Annotated in this window: 16 protein-coding genes and 1 other RNA gene; 8 read left to right on the forward strand and 9 right to left on the reverse strand. The window is 41.8% G+C overall.

Going from position 1 to position 19716, the window contains the following annotated elements; translation table 11 throughout:
* Nucleotides 1-84: 84 nt before the first annotated feature.
* From QQK06_RS01735 to QQK06_RS01750, 4 genes are read right to left on the reverse strand one after another with little or no spacing between them, the layout of a single operon-like run.
* The gene (locus QQK06_RS01735; protein WP_284242842.1) at nucleotides 85-1341 is read right to left on the reverse strand and encodes an FAD-dependent monooxygenase; all 1257 of its coding nucleotides are present in this window, start codon (nucleotides 1339-1341) and stop codon (nucleotides 85-87) included.
* A gap of 55 nt (nucleotides 1342-1396) precedes the next feature.
* A complete protein-coding gene (gene ubiH / locus QQK06_RS01740) occupies nucleotides 1397-2611 on the reverse strand; it encodes a 2-octaprenyl-6-methoxyphenyl hydroxylase (protein ID WP_284242843.1) in 1215 nt (404 codons plus the stop codon).
* Between the two features lie 47 nt (nucleotides 2612-2658).
* Nucleotides 2659-3984, reverse strand: coding sequence for a Xaa-Pro aminopeptidase (gene pepP, locus QQK06_RS01745; RefSeq protein ID WP_431313626.1), 1326 nt, complete (start codon nucleotides 3982-3984; stop codon nucleotides 2659-2661).
* A gap of 14 nt (nucleotides 3985-3998) precedes the next feature.
* Nucleotides 3999-4568: a UPF0149 family protein gene (locus tag QQK06_RS01750; protein WP_284242844.1), complete on the reverse strand. Its 570-nt coding sequence runs from the start codon at nucleotides 4566-4568 to the stop codon at nucleotides 3999-4001.
* A 210-nt stretch (nucleotides 4569-4778) separates the two neighbouring features.
* Here QQK06_RS01750 and QQK06_RS01755 point away from each other — a divergent pair, with 210 nt between their 5' ends.
* Nucleotides 4779-5087 carry a cell division protein ZapA gene (locus QQK06_RS01755; protein ID WP_284242845.1) on the forward strand — a complete coding sequence of 103 codons (309 nt, stop codon included), beginning with the start codon at nucleotides 4779-4781 and terminating at the stop codon, nucleotides 5085-5087.
* A gap of 153 nt (nucleotides 5088-5240) precedes the next feature.
* A non-coding RNA gene (ssrS, locus tag QQK06_RS01760) (6S RNA) lies at nucleotides 5241-5422 on the forward strand.
* Between the two features lie 35 nt (nucleotides 5423-5457).
* On the opposite strand, the gene QQK06_RS01765 is transcribed toward ssrS, so the two are convergent.
* On the reverse strand, nucleotides 5458-6696 hold the full coding sequence (locus tag QQK06_RS01765; RefSeq protein WP_284242846.1) for an MFS transporter: 1239 nt from the start codon (nucleotides 6694-6696) through the stop codon (nucleotides 5458-5460).
* Nucleotides 6697-6789: 93 nt separating this feature from the next.
* On the opposite strand from QQK06_RS01765, the gene murI reads away from it, so the two are divergent.
* Nucleotides 6790-7611: a glutamate racemase gene (gene murI, locus QQK06_RS01770; RefSeq protein ID WP_284242847.1), complete on the forward strand. Its 822-nt coding sequence runs from the start codon at nucleotides 6790-6792 to the stop codon at nucleotides 7609-7611.
* Nucleotides 7612-7796: 185 nt separating this feature from the next.
* Nucleotides 7797-8984, forward strand: coding sequence for a methionine adenosyltransferase (gene metK / locus QQK06_RS01775; RefSeq protein WP_284242848.1), 1188 nt, complete (start codon nucleotides 7797-7799; stop codon nucleotides 8982-8984).
* Nucleotides 8985-9054: 70 nt separating this feature from the next.
* On the opposite strand, the gene QQK06_RS01780 is transcribed toward metK, so the two are convergent.
* The 3 genes from QQK06_RS01780 to QQK06_RS01790 are packed head-to-tail and all read right to left on the reverse strand — an operon-like array spanning nucleotide 9055 to nucleotide 13624.
* Nucleotides 9055-11565 (reverse strand): ABC transporter permease, encoded by a 2511-nt coding sequence (locus QQK06_RS01780; RefSeq protein ID WP_284242849.1) that lies wholly within the window; start codon nucleotides 11563-11565, stop codon nucleotides 9055-9057.
* A gap of 24 nt (nucleotides 11566-11589) precedes the next feature.
* Nucleotides 11590-12270 (reverse strand): ABC transporter ATP-binding protein, encoded by a 681-nt coding sequence (locus QQK06_RS01785; RefSeq protein WP_284242850.1) that lies wholly within the window; start codon nucleotides 12268-12270, stop codon nucleotides 11590-11592.
* A gap of 52 nt (nucleotides 12271-12322) precedes the next feature.
* The gene (locus tag QQK06_RS01790; protein ID WP_284242852.1) at nucleotides 12323-13624 is read right to left on the reverse strand and encodes an efflux RND transporter periplasmic adaptor subunit; all 1302 of its coding nucleotides are present in this window, start codon (nucleotides 13622-13624) and stop codon (nucleotides 12323-12325) included.
* Nucleotides 13625-13806: 182 nt separating this feature from the next.
* Between QQK06_RS01790 and QQK06_RS01795 the strand changes: the two genes are divergently transcribed.
* Both QQK06_RS01795 and QQK06_RS01800 read left to right on the forward strand, forming a co-directional pair.
* Complete coding sequence (locus QQK06_RS01795; RefSeq protein ID WP_284242853.1) at nucleotides 13807-15216, forward strand: sigma-54-dependent transcriptional regulator; 1410 nt, start codon at nucleotides 13807-13809, stop codon at nucleotides 15214-15216.
* The gene (locus QQK06_RS01800; protein ID WP_284242854.1) at nucleotides 15206-16558 is read left to right on the forward strand and encodes a sensor histidine kinase; all 1353 of its coding nucleotides are present in this window, start codon (nucleotides 15206-15208) and stop codon (nucleotides 16556-16558) included. The genes QQK06_RS01795 and QQK06_RS01800 overlap by 11 nt, the downstream gene beginning before the upstream one ends.
* Nucleotides 16559-16610: 52 nt before the next feature.
* On the opposite strand, the gene trhO is transcribed toward QQK06_RS01800, so the two are convergent.
* A complete protein-coding gene (trhO, locus tag QQK06_RS01805) occupies nucleotides 16611-17588 on the reverse strand; it encodes an oxygen-dependent tRNA uridine(34) hydroxylase TrhO (RefSeq protein ID WP_284242855.1) in 978 nt (325 codons plus the stop codon).
* 393 nt (nucleotides 17589-17981) lie between these two features.
* On the opposite strand from trhO, the gene rsmE reads away from it, so the two are divergent.
* Nucleotides 17982-18728, forward strand: a complete 747-nt coding sequence (gene rsmE, locus QQK06_RS01810; protein ID WP_284242857.1) for a 16S rRNA (uracil(1498)-N(3))-methyltransferase — start codon at nucleotides 17982-17984, stop codon at nucleotides 18726-18728.
* 34 nt (nucleotides 18729-18762) lie between these two features.
* The gene (gshB, locus tag QQK06_RS01815; RefSeq protein ID WP_284242858.1) at nucleotides 18763-19716 is read left to right on the forward strand and encodes a glutathione synthase; all 954 of its coding nucleotides are present in this window, start codon (nucleotides 18763-18765) and stop codon (nucleotides 19714-19716) included.

Here is a 19716-nt window from a genome sequence, read left to right on the forward strand (position 1 = left end):
AGCTTTGTTTGCCAAACCAAATCATAGCGACTATTAAAAAGGGAGAAAACTCTCCCTTTCTCTGACACTTAGCTCATCTCACTATTAATCAGCAACGGTTTTAGCTAAATCCGGCAAATGATGACGATAACCTAATGCCTGCTTGATCAACTGACTTTTTACCGGGGTGACTTGATTGATCAAGCTCATGCCTAAGCCACGTAATAATTTAATCGGTGCTTGTTGCGGAGTAAATACCTGTTTGATTGCCGACATCGCTGCAATCATCTCGGCGGCATCCGCTTTACGCCAGCGTTGATATTGCTGTAACGCAATGCTGTCAACCCAATGAGTCGTTTCAGCATTCACTGACTGATGATCAAATGGCGCTGTTAAGGTTTGTGCTAGTGCTGCCGCATCTAATAAGCCTAAATTCACTCCCTGGCCCGCCAGCGGATGAATCGTATGGGCAGCATCACCTACCAGCACTACCCGATCTTTCACTACATCCTGAGCAAAACGCATGGTTAACGGATAGGTAAAACGTTCGCTTACCAGACTAATACTACCTAGCTTGCCGTCAGACGCAGCGGTAATTTCTTTAGCAAAATCCTGTGGTGATAATTCAGTTAACTGCTGCGCCCGCTCTGGCGATGTTGACCAGACAATAGAACATAAGTCACTGCCTTGTTGTTGCATCGAAAGTGGTAAAAAGGCCAATGGGCCAGTATCTAAAAATACCTGCCACGCAGTATTACTATGACCTTGTGGAGTTTTTACTGATGCAACAATGGCATGATGATCATAATCTTGAAAAGTCATTGAAAACTTCAATTGTTCCCGTAACCAGGAACGAGCACCATCCGCACCAACCGCTAGTTTAGCGGTGATCGGCGGTAAGCTGCTAAAACTGGCGAACACTTCACTTTCACCAACAGCGATATTCGAGAGTTTTTCCTCAGTATAAAAGCTAATACCTTGATCCTGTTCCGCTTTTTTCCATAACGCGCGGCGGATAACACTATTTTCAATGATCCAACCCAATTGGCCGTTGTGCTCGCGCGCAGCTAAATCATCGAGGGTAAAGTCCAGCTTGCCATAACCTGATTTATCCCAAATATGCATCTGCTGATAAGGCTGGGCCCGCATTTCAATCATTGCCTGCCAGACATCAAGGTTGGTAAATAACTGCTGGCTGACCGCATTAATGGCACTGACTCGAACGTCGGCATCTGAGGTTATTTCGGCTAATGGTTGTGTATCCACTATGGCTACGGTTAACGGGCTGTGCTGACGAATAGCTAACGCTGTGGTTAACCCCACCATGCCGCCACCAACAATTAAAACATCATATTTTTGCATGCAATTCTCGAATATTTTTTCTAACTATCTTTTGAGACACAACAACGCGCCAAGGCTAATAACCCATAGTTTTATTAACCAGACTATTTTTTAACGGCTTACAATAATTTAACACTTTCAAGCCAATATTTCGTCCGGCAACTAACGGCGGTAATTCATTTGAAAACAAGGTGACTAACGAATCCGTTAACGTGATCACTTGCTGATGATCGGTCGCCCTGTTTTGAGCATAATCATTTAAAGCGGAAAATTGCGCTATGTCTTTGCCCTGCGTCAATAACTGTTTGAGTACATCACGCAATTGAGCAACATCTCTTACCCCTAAATTAAAGCCCTGACCAGCTATTGGATGAATAGTATGAGAAGCATTACCCACTAACACCATACGATGATAGATCTGCTCATTCGCGCGCACTAAATGTAATGGATAACAGGTACGTTGTCCCAGTTGCTCAACGTTACCTAACCAACCACCAAACGCCTGTACAAGTGCTTGCTGAAACGATATATCGTCTAGTTGCACCACCTGCTCCGCTTTTTCCGGAGTTAAAGTCCACACTAATGAGCACTTTTTACTGTCACTATTACCATCTGCTAATGGCAACATCGCAATAGGACCCATTTCAGTAAAACGCTCATACGCAACATTCTGATGAGCTTTCTCCATGCTGACATTCGCGATCACCGCCGATTGATGATAAGGAGTAGCATTTGAACTGATATTGGCAAATTGCCGACAACTTGATTGCGCACCGTCACAGGCAAGTATGAGCTGCCCGTCTATTTGTTGCGCTGAATTTAACTGTACTGTTACTTGCTGTTTTTGCCAGTCAATGGCTGCAATGCTGTCAGGACAGAACCAATGGATATTTGAGTATCGCTTCGCACTAGCCAATAAAGCCTGACCTAAACGCGACATTTCCACCACATAACCTAAGGCAGTAACCTGATGTTCAGTCGCATTGATACGCGCTTTACCATAATGACCGCGATCTGAAATATGGATCTGCTTAATTGGTGCCGCATATGCGTCTAATGTGTGCCAATCAATTAAAGATTGTAAATAACTGACGCTGCCGTGAGATAAAGCTAACACACGCGCATCAAAAGTAAGCTCTGGTTGCTGCTCAATATCATTTGCTTCAATAATAGCAATCGATAATGAACTACCATCTTGCTTAGTTAAATTTGCCAGGCTGAGCGCCGCCAGCAATCCAGATAAACCGCCTCCTGCGATAACAATATCAAAATGTTGCTTGTTATTACTCACTGCTATCTCGTTTAATTATTCACTTAACACTGGGCATCGATTAACGGCTATCCCGCCATCAGTGCTTCTATTTCAGCAATAGATTTTGGCGCATTAACGGTTAAGTTTTCATGACCTTGATCAGTTACCAGGACATTATCTTCAATTCGTATCCCGATACCACGCCATTTTTCTTCAACTGAGTCATCAGTTAATGGAAAATACAAACCGGGTTCTATTGTCATCACCATGCCAGGTTCAAATGGTCGTAATTGCTGTCGGTCATTGACCTGATAATCACCAACATCGTGGACATCCAGTCCCAACCAATGCCCTAAGCCATGAATAAAATATTTCTTACAGGCTTTTTCTGCCATTAATTGCTCTAGATCACCTTGCAAAATGCCAAGCGCTAACAAGCCCTTGGTTAATACCTGATTACATAACTCATTTAACGCCGCTAATGTTTGCCCGGGTTTAATCGCATCAATACATTGTTGCTGGGCATCGAGTACTAGTTGATACAAAGCCTTTTGAGGCTGAGAAAATTGACCACTCACCGGAAATGTTCTTGTAATATCAGCGGCATAGCCAGCGAGTTCACCACCGGCATCAATTAATAATAAATCGCCATGATTTAATGGTTCACTATTATCGGTATAATGCAAAATATTGGCATTATCTCCACCAGCAACAATAGAGTTATAAGCAGCATGGCGCGCCCCATGACGCGCAAACTCATGCAATAACTCAGCTTCTATCTGATATTCAAACATTTCAGGGTGAGTTTTTTCCATTGCTCGTTGATGCGCCTTGCCACTGATAATATTCACTTGGCGCATGACATCAAGTTCAGCGTCAGATTTAAATAAACGCATCTCATCAAGCATTGCCTGGCAATCAATCAGGCTTTTCGGTGCACTAATACCTAGGCGAGATTGCGCTTTAACTTTAGTTAGCCACTGAAATATTTGTAGCTCCAGTGGTTGATGAGCGCCATAGCAATAATAAAGTGCGGATTTATTCGCTATTAGCTCCGGCGCCATCTGCTCCAGCTGCTCAACACTTGCCGTCTGGTCAAACAAATATTGGCTTTTTGCTTGTTGTTCGCCAACCCGGCGACCATGCCAAACCTCTGCTTGAGGATCTTTTGGCAAACAAAATAAAATACTTTCAGGAGTTGCTGACTTTACCAGTACTAGCACCGCATCCGGCTCATTAAAGCCAGTTAAATAATAAAATGTTTTGTCCTGACAAAATAGATATTCGGTATCATTGCTGCGAGTCGCTAACGTGTTAGCAGCAAAAAAAGCAATGCTATTGTCCTGCATTTGTGCAAGAAAACGCTGACGTCGCTGAGCAAATTCGCTAATAGGGATCAAGGTCTCACGCATAATTTATCCAATCACTAATGAATAGTGTCTGATTTCTCTTTACTCTCTGGCGGAGTACCTAACTCGGTAAAACACAATAACGCTGAAATCCGCACATACTCAGCGATCTCAAAATAGGCCTGTTCTGTGGTTTCATCTTCTTCTATTTCATCGGAGAGATTGGCAATTTCAGCAAAGTCTGTCAGCACTTCTTTAACATCTTCAGATAATTTAGCAGATTTACTTTGCTGTAAACCAAAGCCTAAATTAAAGCCCTGAACCCAGGCACCTAGCGCATGACCACGCTCTACTAATGAGTCATCATCATCAGGCAGTAACAAATTGAAACTGTAATTATCATCCAAAAGACTCTGCCATACCTGACCAAACATCAGTTTAACTGTCATTCGCAATTTACTTGTCAGCGCTTCACCATTATTAAAAACATCGTTGAGCATGGATAAGTAATCGCTGTTTTCAAAACTATAACCGGCGCAGATCAGCCCGGTTAATACGCCATGTAACTCACAACCGTGAATTTTGACATCTTCTGTGGTGATGATTGCTTGCAAAGAAGCGAAATCTAATAGGTTATTGTCTGTCATGTGCTCAATATATTCGCTAATAGTTTTATAGGCTTATCCTACCACTGCCCGCCGGATAAAACTATTGAAGAATAATGCTAAATGGCGCTTGCACTTGTGATCACACGTAGTTATAGTGCTTTCTTATAAGCTATAAATAAAATTGTATATTAAACAACCAAATAGCTTTTTAACCAATAACTTAGCTGTTAAAAGAAACCTTAAATTTTTATGAGCCAACATAACGTGACCATTGAAGTGGCAAATCGCCGACTAAAAGTTGCTTGTCCGCAAGGACAAGAATCTGCGTTATTACAGGCAGCAGAAGAGCTTAATCAACGCATCACCAAAGATAATAGCAAAGGCCAGTCACTCAAAACTCCTGAGCAAGCGATGTTAATGACGGCACTTAATCTGGCGCATGATTATTTAGCGCAGCAGCGAAAATTTGCCCAAGAAAAGCAAGCACTGCAAAGTCAGGTTGATCTATTACAACAAACGATAGAACAAGCGGTTAAGCAACCGAAAAAACACGCCTAAATTCTACACCTTCTCTGACATCAATTCCTTGACGCTCAAAAAAGGTGAAAATTGCTTAAAGATAACTCAGTTAGTTTAATCAATCACCGTTTAGTACAAGCTAGTCGAAAAAACACTTAATCACCTCGTCAAAATTAGCTATAATTTGTTTTAAGTCTTCTGGGATGTTTGTATGTTAACTATGTCCCTGAGCCGATAAGTTTTACCTTAGGAAATCAATTAGTAGCTATTGAGCATACCCGGCTCGTACCGGGAAGCCTACGGTTATTAAGCAATTTCCGCCCTGAACACACGGTGTTCAGGACTAAAGTTGACTGCGGCATTCTGGAAGTCTGTCTTCTCTTTTTTAACAGCCCGATAGCCATAAATATTAACTTTTCTCAGCAGGCAACAATTCAAAATCAGGTCGCGGCATCCGGTGCAAAATACTGTAGAGGTAATAAACGCCAACAATCAGTACAGTACCAATGGCAAAAACCCAAGGCCCGCCTAATATATCTAAAATAATACCGCCACCAAACGGGGCAATCGCATATCCGACAGAATAAAAAGACGCCGCGCCAAAATAGGCACCTTTTAAATGGCTCGGTGCTAATCGATCAATTTGTACATTCATTGTTGGGAATAAAATCGCTTCGGCAACACTCATCACTGCAATAGCCGCGATCCACCCCCAAAACTCATCAACCGGATTGATGCTCATCCACACTTGCGAGCACGCTAGCAACACCAAACCGACTTTAATACGCTGTGTTAAAGAAAGACTTGCTAATAGTTTTAATAAAATAAACTGACTACTGACGATCACCACCGCATTGGTCAAAATTAAGCTGGAAATCAAGGTCATTAATTCGGGTACATCAGCACGAGTTAAATATTGAATTAACGTACTATCCATTTGCGCATAGACAAATAAACACACCAAATTAGCGACAATCAAACATTGCAGCATTTTATCTTGCCATAGCACCCGCCACGTCGCAGACAGCTTTTGCTCTTTCTGGTGTTTATGTTTAGCAATTTCACCATGTTTATTAAGTGCAACTGCCAACAAAGCTAACCACAGCGCAAATGCACCAGCGGTTAATAAAAACGTTGATTGCTGACCAGTTACGCCATAATAAACGCCGATAATAGGTCCGATGGCACAACCAACATTAATCACAAAATAGCGCCCCTGCAATGCAAGTTCCCTGACATTAAGATCCGGTAAAATATCAGAAACCAATGCTTGTGTCGGTGGATCCCACACCGCTTTTGACATTGAACAACATGTGATCACCACGATATATCCAACCACACTGTCTACTTGTGATAACAATACAAATGACAATACATAAATAATACCGCTACTAAACATTACCCGCTTACGGCCAAACGTGTCTGAAATAGCGCCACCAAAAAAACCAACAAAAACTGAAAGTACCGCAGCGCCCGATAAAATCGCGCCGACTTCAGTCGCACTTAAAGCGAACTTTTGATAAAGGATCACCGCCAGAAACGGCCAGACCATGTAATAGCTACCACGGGTGATAAAATCACCAAATAGAATAACCCACATCAACGGTGGGAACTGTTTGATACTTTTAAATGAAATACTGCTAGACATGAGTGAAAGTCATTATTTTTATGAATATTTTCTCTTTACATTAAATCGAAAACTGCCTATAACGACAAGGTTTTTCATCACTTAATCACATTAATGACTGACAATTCACAGCAACCGATAAATTTAACATCAGCCATAGGTATATTCGACTCTGGCGTGGGTGGGCTCTCTATTGCCAAATGTATCGCCGAACAGTTGCCCAATGAAAACTTAATTTACCTGGCTGATTCGGCCTACGCACCTTATGGTGACATTTCCGTTGCCGAAATAAAAACCCGTGTAACCCTTGTTGCCCGCTGGTTAATGCAGCAGCAATGTAAAGCATTAGTCGTTGCCTGTAATACTGCCACCGTCAATGTTATCGAACAGTTAAGAAACGAAATATCATTACCTATTATCGGCGTTGAACCGGCAATTAAACCGGCTGCTAAACAGAGTAAAAGTAAAAAAGTAGCAATATTAGCGACTCAAGCCACCGCGACAAATAAGCGATTCCTTGACTTAGTAGAAAAATACAAAAACGGCAGTGAAGTCTTTATTCAGCCCTGCCCCGGTTTAGTTGAACTCATAGAACAAGGGCTCGCCAACTCTACTCAATGTAAAGAGTTATTAGCAACCTACCTTAATCCACTGATGCAACAACAAGTTGATACCTTAGTCCTAGGTTGTACACATTATCCTTTTGTCAGTAACACAATTAAGCAATTAGTTGGTTCAGATATAAAACTTATCGAAACTGCCGCACCGGTTACGCAACAACTACATCGACAATTAGCGCTGCATCAGCTGTTAACCACGAACACAACGCCTGGCCAGCACCACTTCTATAGCTCATTAGCAACCCCACAGCAGCAAGTTATTTTTAATAAACTCTGGCAAAATGACCTGCCCCTACGCCCATTTGAATCAATTTAATCACCAGATAAATTATTTTAGACGTCTAGACGTAAAAAAGTAGATATTTCTATAAACTCAGGTTACAATCGCTTCATTAGTGCTAATATTAGTGCGTGTTACGCTATTAATTAGTGTGTTAGGGGCTGTTAGTATCTTATTAACCATCCCCTCATTGATTAAACTTGTTAATGTTTCGAGGGTTTATGTCTAGACATTTTTTCACTTCAGAGTCTGTCTCTGAGGGTCATCCAGATAAAATTGCTGATCAAATTTCAGATGCAGTATTAGATGCCATCATCACTCAAGATAAACACGCTCGTGTTGCTTGTGAGACTATGGTAAAAACAGGTGTTGCCATCATTTCAGGTGAAATATCAACTACGGCTTGGGTTGATTTGGAAGATTTAACACGTAAAGTGATAACTGATATTGGCTACACTTCGTCAGATGTAGGTTTTGACGGCGATACTTGTGGCATCATGAATTTAATCGGTCAGCAATCACCTGAAATTGCTCAAGGTGTTGACCGCGTTAAGCCTGAAGATCAAGGTGCCGGTGACCAAGGGTTAATGTTTGGTTATGCAACCAATGAGACTGAAACCTTAATGCCTGCACCATTATACTATTCACATCGTTTAGTTGAGCGCCAAGCAGAAATTCGTAAATCTGGTGTTTTACCTTGGTTACGCCCTGATGCAAAATCTCAGGTAACTTTCATTTATGAAGATAATAAGCCAGTTGCTATCGATGCCGTAGTATTGTCGACACAACATAACCCGGAAATTACACAAGATGATTTGCATGAAGCGGTCATGGAAAACATCATTAAAGCGGTATTACCCGCCGAGTTTTTAACACCGGAAACCAAGTATTTTATTAACCCAACCGGCCGTTTTGTTATCGGTGGCCCAGTGGGTGATTGTGGCTTAACCGGTCGTAAAATTATCGTTGATACCTACGGCGGTATGGCTCGTCATGGTGGTGGTGCCTTCTCTGGTAAAGATCCATCAAAAGTGGATCGCAGTGCTGCTTATGCTGGCCGTTATGTCGCGAAAAATATTGTCGCTGCTGGTTTAGCTGACCGTTGTGAAATTCAGGTGTCATATGCCATAGGTGTGGCAGAACCAACCTCTATTTCAATCGAAACCTTCGGCACAGGTAAAGTCAGTGAAGAAAAACTGATTGAACTGGTACGTCAGCATTTTGATCTGCGCCCTTACGGTATCACTAAGATGTTAGACCTATTACATCCGATGTACCGTCAAACAGCCGCTTATGGTCACTTCGGCCGTGAACCGTTTGAAATGACCGTTGGCGATGATACTTTTACCGCTTTTAGCTGGGAAAAAACAGATAAAGCTGAAGCACTTAGAGCTGCTGCTGGTTTATAAAAATAGTTCTCATCCATTAAAAAAACCGCTCAAATGAGCGGTTTTTTGTTATTTTAATATATTAATCTTTTTACTCATAACGCAAGGCGTGAATCGGATTTTTTCTTGCTACCTTAGTGGTATTGGTGCCCACCGTTATCCAGGCAATCAATAGAGATAGTATACTGACCGATAAAAATATTGGCAGCAATACTAGGTTATCAATCCTGTAAGGAAATGCTTCTAACCAAGACAGCATCATATAGCCGGCAATCGGCCAGGCAATAAAATTAGCAATTACCACAGGTTTTGAAAATTGCCAAATCAATAAGCGAACAATATCTGTTACGTTTGCCCCCATCACTTTACGAATACCGATTTCTTTGGTGCGACGCTCTACTGTAAATGCGGAGAGACCAAACAAGCCTAAACAAGCGACAATGATTGCCAGTACTGAAAACACTAAAAACAATTGCGCCGTGGTCAGTTCATTATCATACTGAGCTTTCATCATTTCAGATAAAAATTGCACATTAATCGGTTCCATCGGCACATTATTTTTCCACACCCGTGCCACTTTAGTGAGTAAGCTTGATAAGTCATTCGTATTAAAGCTTAAACTCGCGACTCTAAATCGACTCGGCGTTAACTTATAAACACTCGCCCTGATGCCGAATTTAATCGAACGAAAATAAAGATTAGGGATAACACCAATAATGGTTAAATGGTGCTTTCTAAATGCCAGCGTTTTACCTATTGCTTCTTCAGGCGATTTAAAACCAAGCTTAGTTAACGCAGACTCATTTAAAATAGCACTTGCCGTACCGACTCGGTCTTCGCCATCTTCCACCGGAATGTAAGTGTCAGTGCCATAGTTTTGGTCAAACAACCTACCTGCGATGGGCTTGACCTGATATGCTTCAAAAAAACCATAATCCATATCATGATAATTAATGATTAGCGGCTCGTTAGCGCCACCACCAGGCAATGTTTCTAGTAATTTAAACTGATCATTGTTTTCACGATCCTGAGAAGGCGCTTCTGACGAATACACCACAGAAGTAATTTCAGGTAGATTAAGTAGTTCCTGTTTTAAACTCGCTAAGTTATCCCCCGCTGATTCAATATTTAAGATCAGTTTATTATTACTTTGATAACCAAGATCAACCGAGTTAGCAAAAATCGTCTGACCATAAACCACTAACGTAGCGATTACTAATACGATTGACGTAGTAAACTGAAAAACCACTAAAAAGGTTCGTAACTTAGTGGAACTACCAGCTTCCGCACTCTTACTGGCTTTTAAAATATGCCCAGGCAAAAAGCGTGATAAGTACAACGCCGGATAAAGCCCAGCACCAATTCCCACCAATAGCGCTAACGCAATTAATACCAATAACAAGCCAGGCGTGGTAAATAAATGTAATTCCAAGTTTTTTCCTAATACTTGGTTATATAGCGGTAATATCAGTTCAACGGCAACCAAGGCAATTAGCAGCGCAATAAATACTAAGGTAATAGCTTCTAGCAAAAATTGTATTGCCACCTGCGTTCTTGTTGCGCCGAGTACTTTACGCATCGCCACTTCTTTCGCACGTTTACTGGCTTTTGCGGTCGACAGATTAATAAAATTAATACAGGCAATCACTAACACTAAAATGGCAACAATACTAAAGGTATTAATCACTTCAATATCGCCCATAGGCGTCAAATCCCCTTGATTACCAGCGTGTTTACGGGCATATAAATGGATATCCGTTAGCGGCATTAATTTTTGATTAGCAAAATCGGTGACCTTTTTACCTATCGCTTTTTCCCCTAAAAACTGCTTCATCATTTCAACTAACGGGCTTTCATTATTCATCCAGTAATCAATACGTTGCTGCACATCTTCTAAATTAACCCCGGCGTTTAATTTAAAATAAGTATAAACATTGAGGTTCGTCCATGAATCCAGTATGCCGTTATTTTCTCCGAATAACGCCGGTTGAAGATACGCGATCATTTCAGTATTAAGGTGTGTATTTTCGGGAAAATCAGCTAAAACACCGGTAATAACAACATCACTTGGGGTATCGCTTAAACAGCATAAGGTTAAAGTTTCACCAATAACATCGGTTTTACCAAAATACTTTAATGCCAATCTTTCGGTGATCAGAAAATCCAACGGTTTATTAAAAGATGTTGAGCTATTGCCATGGGTAAAAGGTAATTTGAAAACATCAAAGAAACTGCCATCAACCATAGTAACCTTTTCAGAGAAAACGTTCTCATTTTGACGAACCGTTAACGGCCATTGAATAAACCGGACACCGGTTTCAATTTCATTACTGGCGTAATCCCTAATCGCTTCCATCATGCGTCCAGCAGAACGTACACTCAAAAAGGGTTCCCGACCCGGCATATGAAAAGCACTATGTAACCGAACCAAACGGTCATTTTCTGGTAGCCAGTTATCAAACCCGGTTTCCGAACGAACAAACAGCATGATCAAGATACAACTCATCAAGCCAATTGCAAGACCAAAAATATTAAGCGCGGAAAACATGCCATTTTTGACAATATTACGCCACGCAGTCACTAAGTAATTCTTAAACATCATGATTCCTTATTGCATTGGCTATTTTTACGCCGCGCGGACATTTTCAGTCACTACATGACCATCAAATAAGTTAATGGTACGCTTGGCAAAGTCAGCATGCGCTGGGCTATGAGTCACCATGACGATAGTAGTGCCTTCATCATTAAGTGCCTGCAACATTTCCATCACCTCCTGCCCATGAGCACTGTCGAGGTTTCCGGTCGGTTCATCCGCTAATATCATCGCCTGATCACCCACTACCGCACGAGCCACAGCCACTCGTTGTTGCTGTCCTCCTGACAATTGACTCGGCATATGTTTTGCGCGATGGGCAATACCAACTTTATCCATCACCTTAGCCACTCGTTGCTGACGTTCAGCCGCAGGAATATTATGATAAAGCAAGGCAAGTTCAATATTCTCTGCCACGGTTAATTCATCAATCAGGTTAAAGTTCTGAAAAATAAACCCGATATTTTTTTTGCGGATCGCTGATAACTGCGCTTCGCTAAAACCGGAGATATCTTGATCTTGAAAAAAATACTGACCGCTTGTCGGTGAATCCAACATGCCAATAGTATTGAGTAAGGTCGATTTACCACAACCCGACGGCCCCATAATGGCAACAAACTCCCCTTTAGCAATTTCAATATTGACGTTATTTAACGCCAAAGTTTCTACGTCATCGGTTTGGTAAACTCTTGAGAGGTTATGTAATTTCAGCATGTTTTTATCCTTTCCTAAAATTTGTTTTCAATGTCTTTTCTGTCTTCGTCAATTAATGTAATTTCAGCCGCTGCATGTCCTGATAACTGCTGTAAGGGCTGGTTATAACCTGTTCCCCCGGCTCTAACCCTTCCAACACTTCGATATATCGACTGTTTCTTCTACCTAAGCGCACTGGTCTTCTCACCGCTTCACTGCCATCTTGAGTGACGACAAAAATCCAGTTACCACCAGTATCCTGATAAAATGAGCCATTAGGGATAAGTGTTGCTTTCGTCGCATCACCTAAAGTCAGTTTGGTTTGTATCGTTTGACCGCGACGAATATCTCTGGGCTGACGGTCGGTAAATTTAAAATCCACTTCAAATTGACCGTTCTGTACTTGCGGATAGATTTTAGCAATGGCGAGTTGATACTGTTCGAATCTCGCTCTCTGGCCGATATCGACACGTCCCAAATAAAACTCATCAATAAATGCAGTAACCTTGTAATCATTCGGGGTATCAATTTGCCCTAAACGTTCACCACGACCAATACTTTGACCGACTTCAACATTAAAACCGGACAACTTACCGTTAACCGGCGCTTTGACATTCATGTTTTCCAGGTTTTGGCGGGAAATCGCCAGATTACTTTCTAAACGTTGAGCCGTGCTTTTTAAAAACACCAACTGTGCTTCCTGCATTTTAGTATCAGATGCTTGACTCTCCAGCGTTAGCACTAACTGACTTTTATACCAATCTAAGGTGTCTTGAGTATCATCATATTTAGATTGGTTGATCGCTCCCGTTTTGACTAAGGCTTGTTCACGGCTTAATTGCCGAGTTAACATTTTGATCTGATAATTAATATCAACCAGATTACGTTTATGTTGCAGACGATTTTGCTCCAGGTTCAGTTCAATCGAGCGCATATTATTGAGTTGCTCTGCAACGCGTGCCTCATTACCTAATACATTGAGCTGAAGTGATGCATTAGAGAGCTCTACGATTAAATCACCCGCCTTAAGTTCAGCGCCATCTTCCACCAAAATACGTTCAACTCGCCCGCCTTCAATAGCATCCAAAAACACTGTTTTAGCAGGTGTCACCCGACCGCGCACCGGGATAAAATCTTCAAAAGTTGCTGTGACCACTTCAGACACCGAGATCCTTTCATTATCCACGGCTAATGCCTTACCACCTGGCAAATTAACCATCCAATATCCGCTAATAACGACAATCAGCACCACAATGGCAAGTAGCCATTTTACTGTAGGTTTATTGCGACGAGTAACTTTGCGGTCCATACCTGCGCCAGATACCGCAGACTGAGAGTTTTCAACCGAAGTTAATGTTTGATGTGTCTCTTTCATAACGCCTATTTAACTAATAATCACCATTTACTGGTATTGACACTACAAAAACCACGCCAAAACACAACTTAATGATTTATATAGATTTATCTTTTTATATTTAATTAACTAAATAAAAAACTGTACGTATACGAACACTAACTGTACGATAATGAACACTTATTAGTTAAAACACTCAGCCGATGAAAGAAGAAGGCAGCATTTTAATTGTTGATGATGATCTGGATATATTGACCGCAGGTAAGTTGTTATTAAAACGACGCTTTAGCGAGGTCACTATTTGTAACCAACCAGCACAAATTCCTGAGTTACTCGCCAAACAATCATTTGACGTCATCTTACTTGATATGAATTTTGGCCCAGGTGAAAGCTCAGGAAAACAAGGATTTTACTGGCTAAAGAAAATTTTAGCTCTTAAGCCTGATAGTATCATTATCATGATCACTGCCCACGGCGGTGTAGATGTCGCGGTAGAAGCAATGAAGCTCGGCGCCACCGACTTTATCGCTAAGCCATGGCAAAACGAAAAAGTCATTGCCACCTTGTCAACCGCAATTAAGCTTGGCAAAACCCGCTCAGAAGCACAAACACTCAAACAAACCAATCAACTCTTAGTGCAGGCCAACAACCAGGCAGCACAGCAATTGATGATAGGAAACTCGCCTGCTTTTCAACAAATTAGGAGCTTGATTGAGCGCAGCGCACCAACCGATGCCAATGTCCTAATATTAGGAGAAAACGGCACCGGTAAGGAACTGGTCGCCCGCGAGCTCCATCAAAAGAGCTTGCGCAATGAAAAGGTGTTTATGTCAGTCGATCTGGGAGCAATTTCAGAAACCTTATTTGAAAGTGAACTCTTTGGCCATAAAAAAGGCGCGTTTACCGGAGCTCATCAAGACCGTATAGGCCGACTGAAAGCCGCTGACGGCGGTACCTTATTTTTAGATGAGATCGGCAATTTACCACTGCATTTACAGGCAAAGCTGTTAACCGTATTAGAGCAACGTCAGGTAATCCCCGTAGGTGAGAATAAAGCGCAGCCCTTTAATGTCCGGGTCATTTGCGCAACGAACCTGAGCAAGGAGCAATTGCTGGACGACACTCTGTTTCGTCAGGATCTACTATTTCGCTTAAATACCGTCGAAATTCATCTACCGCCATTAAGAGAACGCATTGAAGATATAACGCCAATTGCTAAGCACTTTATTAAGCTCTATCAAAAAAAATATCATAAGCCAGAACTCGCGCTCAGTGATGCTGCACTAACGGCACTTAATCAGGATAGCTGGCCGGGCAATATCCGAGCATTACGTCATGCAATTGAGCGAGCGGTAGTACTTGCCCAAACATCAGAGCTTCAAGTAGCTGATTTTCAATTATCGACCTCTGGCGCTTCGGTTATAGCAAACCCGGTTCAACCAAGTACTGATAGCAGTCAAATCCCCGCGGATGAATTAAATTTAGAAAAAATAGAAAAACAAACAATCAGTTTGGCACTTAAAAAACATAGATATAACATCAGTCACACCGCGAAAGAGCTAGGTTTAACCAGAGCGGCACTATATAGAAGGATGGAAAAACATGGGCTTTAATCGTTTTTCATTACTCATTATTAGCCGTACCTTGTTGGTTATATTGTCGTTATTACTTTTAGCCTATTTTATTATCGCCCCAGGCTTCCACGCAGCAATTATCTTGATGGTGCTATTAATTGGCCTGCAATTTCATGACCTCATTGCTTTTGTCAAAAAAACCAATGCCGAATTGACGCGTTTTTTAGACGCTGCCCGCTACGCAGATTACTCTCAACGCTTTAGTCTGGCCGATGTCGGCACCGGTTTTGAAGAACTTGGTCAGGTCTTTGATGAAATCATTGCAAAACTTCATCGAGCTCGCACGCAACAAGAACAAGAACTGCGTCAGCTAAAAGCGCTGATTGAGCACGTTCCGGTACCATTGCTCAGTATTCACAGCAACCAACAACTAACATTATGGAATAATGCGGCTCGACGATTATTTGGCAGTAACAGCGTCACCAAGGTTAGCGATTTAGCGCAATTTAACCCGGATATTCCACAGTTGCTTCAACAACTGCCAGTCGGTGAAAATACCTTGATAGATATGCACATTGACGGCATGGCACACTGTCTCAGCATAGCGACAACTACACTAACCGTCGAGCAACACCAACAAACGTTACTCAGCATGCAAGACATTCAAAATGAGCTTGACCGAACTCAGTTACAAGCATGGCAGGAATTAGTACGAGTATTAACCCATGAAATAATGAACAGCATTACGCCGGTTGCCTCACTCGCTAAAACCGCTATGGAGTTAACCGAAGACATTCAAGCCAGAAGTCGTCACAGCGAAGAAATAACAGAAGAATTACAAGATGTTGCCGACGCAGTAACAACAGTAGCAAAACGCAGTGATGGTCTGATGAATTTTGTCGCTAGCTACCGGCAGCTGACTAAATTACCTGCCCCTAGCATTAAAACGATAAAAATCAGTGAACTATTAGCACAAGTGCAAACCATAGCAACTCAGTTCTGGCAAGAAAAAGGCATAAAATGTTCCATCAATATTACCCCACAAGCGCTGGATTTTTCAGTTGATGTTAACATGATAGAACAAGTACTGATCAACCTGTTACAAAATGCCGAGCATGCCTTAGCCAATGCGGAGCAGCCTGAAGTTTCAGTGATTGCAAAATTGAATAAACGGGGACATGTAGTAATAGAGGTAACCGATAATGGCTGTGGTATTGATAGCACCGCCTTAAGTCAAATATTCGTGCCTTTTTTTACCACTAAACGAGATGGTTCCGGAGTTGGTTTAGCTCTCTCGAGACAAATTATGCTCGCTCATGGAGGCAGTATTAAAGCGTCTAATAATCCCTCTGGTGGCGCCACTTTTAGCTTAGTCTTTTAACAAAAATGACCTACATTAGCAGGTCATCAGGATGTTAAAACAGGACGAAAAGCTATTTTTCTGCTTGTGATTTTTTGGCTGCGAGTTTCTGCTCACGGCGCTGCTTGATCACGTCGGAGATTTCGCCACCGATATGTTGCTCACCACGCTGTTTAGCCAGATTGATCTGACGTTCCCGCTCAGCAAAGCGCGCTCGCTGGTCTTCAGTATATTTACCCACACACTTAGGGCAAGATACCCCTTTAATATAGTGCTCACTCTGCTTATCTTGCTCAGTGATTGGATAACGGCAGGCAAAACATTGATCATATTGCCCTTGCTCTAAACCGTGTCGTACCGCAACACGGCCGTCAAAAACAAAACACTCTCCTTGCCACTTTGACTCTTGTGGTTGCACTTCTTCTAAATATTTCAGCACCCCGCCTTCGAGATGGTAAACTTCATCAAAGCCTTGTTCTTTAAGGTAAGCGGTTGATTTCTCGCAGCGAATACCGCCGGTACAAAACATTGCCACTTTTTTGTGCTTATTTTTATCTAAATGCTCAGCAACATACTGTGGAAACTCTCGGAAGGTTTCAGTATTGGGATTGACCGCATTTTCAAACGTGCCAATTTCCACCTCATAGTCATTACGGGTATCTATGAGTAATACTTCAGGGTCGGAGATCAAGTCATTCCAATCTTGCGGCTTAACATAAGTACCAACGGTTAATGTTGGATCTATGCCTTCCACTCCCATAGTCACGATTTCTTTTTTAAGCTTCACTTTACTACGTTGAAACGGATTCTCATCAGCGTAAGAATACTTATGTGAGACTTCACCTAAACGTGAGTCTTGCGCCAGGTGTGCCAGTACAGCGTCAATGCCGGATTGCGGACCAGCAATCGTGCCATTAATGCCTTCATTTGCCAGTAATAATGTTCCTTTTACTTCATGCGCTAACATAACATCAAGTAATGGGGTTTTCAGTTGTTCAAAGTTTTCAAGGCGCACAAATTTATATAAGGCGCATACACTAATCTGTTGCATATATTATCCATTGAGCTGGCCAGAGCGTAATTCTGGCGCTTAAGATTTTCAATAACGACAGCCAGATAACACTTAGCTGCCAAATTCCGCCGCGATTGTAACAAAATCGACAATAAATGACTAATATCTCTGTCGCTGCAATAACAACCTCAAATGCCACGACCAGTAATACCAAGTGAATTAAATATTTGCTCATTCAACGAGAATTAAAAGGCTTATAGGCAAGACTTTATTCTCACTTCCCTAACACAGTTCTGAATAGGTTAAATATTTATTTCAATTGGTATAAATAGCGAAAACAATAAAAGCACACTCTTTATCAACTTTGATCATTGAAATTCTTACCCGCTACCCCTATGTTGTTAACTACTATGATTTTCTTAAACAATCAGCATGCGTAACCCCCGAATCTACCAAGATCAATCTTGGCAAATTGGTGACACTATCACCTTAAATGATGATGCCTTTGGCCATACTATTAGAGTACTGCGTTTAAATGATGGTGATACCATTACCTTGTTTAACGGTCAGCCTTATCAAAACGAATTTGGCGAATTTCACGCTGAGCTCGTCAATGTGAGCAAAAAAAGCGCCCAAGCAAAAATTACTGAGTTTGCGCAAGTAAATAATGAATCACCGGTCAATATACATCTTGGTCAAACAATTTCTCGCGGTGATCGCATGGACTTTACCTTACAAAAGTCGGTTGAACTGGGGGTAAATACGATTACTCCGCTATTTAGTGAGCGTTGTGGCGTTAAAATTTCCGGAGAGCGCTTAAGTAAAAAAATTCATCAATGGCAAAAAATCGTTATCAGTGCCTGCGAGCAAAGTGGTCGTTGCACTGTGCCTGAAGTTAAAGCGGCACAGCAGTTAAACGATTGGTTAGCACAACCGAGTGAGGCGTTAAAATTAAACCTCCACCCGAAAGCCCAGCATTCAATTATGAACTTACCTGAACAAAATCAGCGAGTTCGCTTGCTGATCGGCCCAGAAGGCGGCCTCAGTGATGATGAAATCAATCAGGCAAGTCAACACGATTTTATTGATGTTTTATTAGGCCCTCGAGTATTACGTACAGAAACTGCGGCATTAACCGCCATCACCGCACTACAATGCCGTTATGGTGACATAAAATAATCGGCGATAACTAATTCACAACTTAGGATTAAAAATGACAATTAAACTTGGCATAGTAATGGACCCGATTTCACAAGTTAAAGTGAAAAAAGACTCATCCATGGCAATGATGCTCGAAGCGCAAAAACGCGGCTATGACATCTATTATATGGAAATGGCAGACTTGTATCTTTACCAAGGCCAATGCCGTGCTAACGTCTGCAAAATCACAGTATTTGACGATGAAACTCACTGGTACGAATTAAGTGACAGCGTAGATATCGCGGTAGAAACTTTAGATGCGGTATTAATGCGTAAAGATCCACCATTCGATACTGAATATATCTATGCCACTTATATGCTTGAACGCGCTGAACAAGCCGGTACTTTGATCGTTAATAAACCACAAAGCCTGCGTGATTGTAATGAAAAGTTATTTACTGCCTGGTTCCCTGAATTAACCGCAAAAACACTCGTTACCCGAAAAGCCGAGCAAATCAGAGCATTTCATCAGCAAGAAAAAGATGTCATCATCAAGCCACTCGATGGTATGGGCGGCTCATCTATTTTTCGTATCAATGAAAAAGATCCCAATATTGGCGTAATTATCGAAACTTTAACTAATCACGGCAATCAATATACTATGGTACAGGAGTATATGCCGGAGATTAAAGACGGTGATAAACGCATTCTCATCGTCAATGGTGAAGCTATGCCCTATTGTTTAGCGCGTATACCTGCTAAGGGGGAAACTCGCGGTAATTTAGCGGCCGGTGGCCGTGGTGAAGCAAGACCGCTTTCCGCGTCAGATAAAATGATCGCAGAGATGATCGCTCCCGAATTGAAAAAACGTGGGCTATACTTTGTAGGGTTAGATGTCATTGGTGACAAAGTGACTGAAATTAATGTCACTAGTCCGACTTGTATAAGGGAGATAGAGGCCGCATTTCCTATTAATATCAGTGGCAAATTAATGGATGCCATTGAAGAGCATATAAATGCAGAGTAA

The sequence above is a fragment of the Thalassotalea insulae genome (genome assembly GCF_030161395.1).
In the GTDB taxonomy this organism is placed as follows: Bacteria; Pseudomonadota; Gammaproteobacteria; order Enterobacterales; family Alteromonadaceae; genus Thalassotalea_E; species Thalassotalea_E insulae.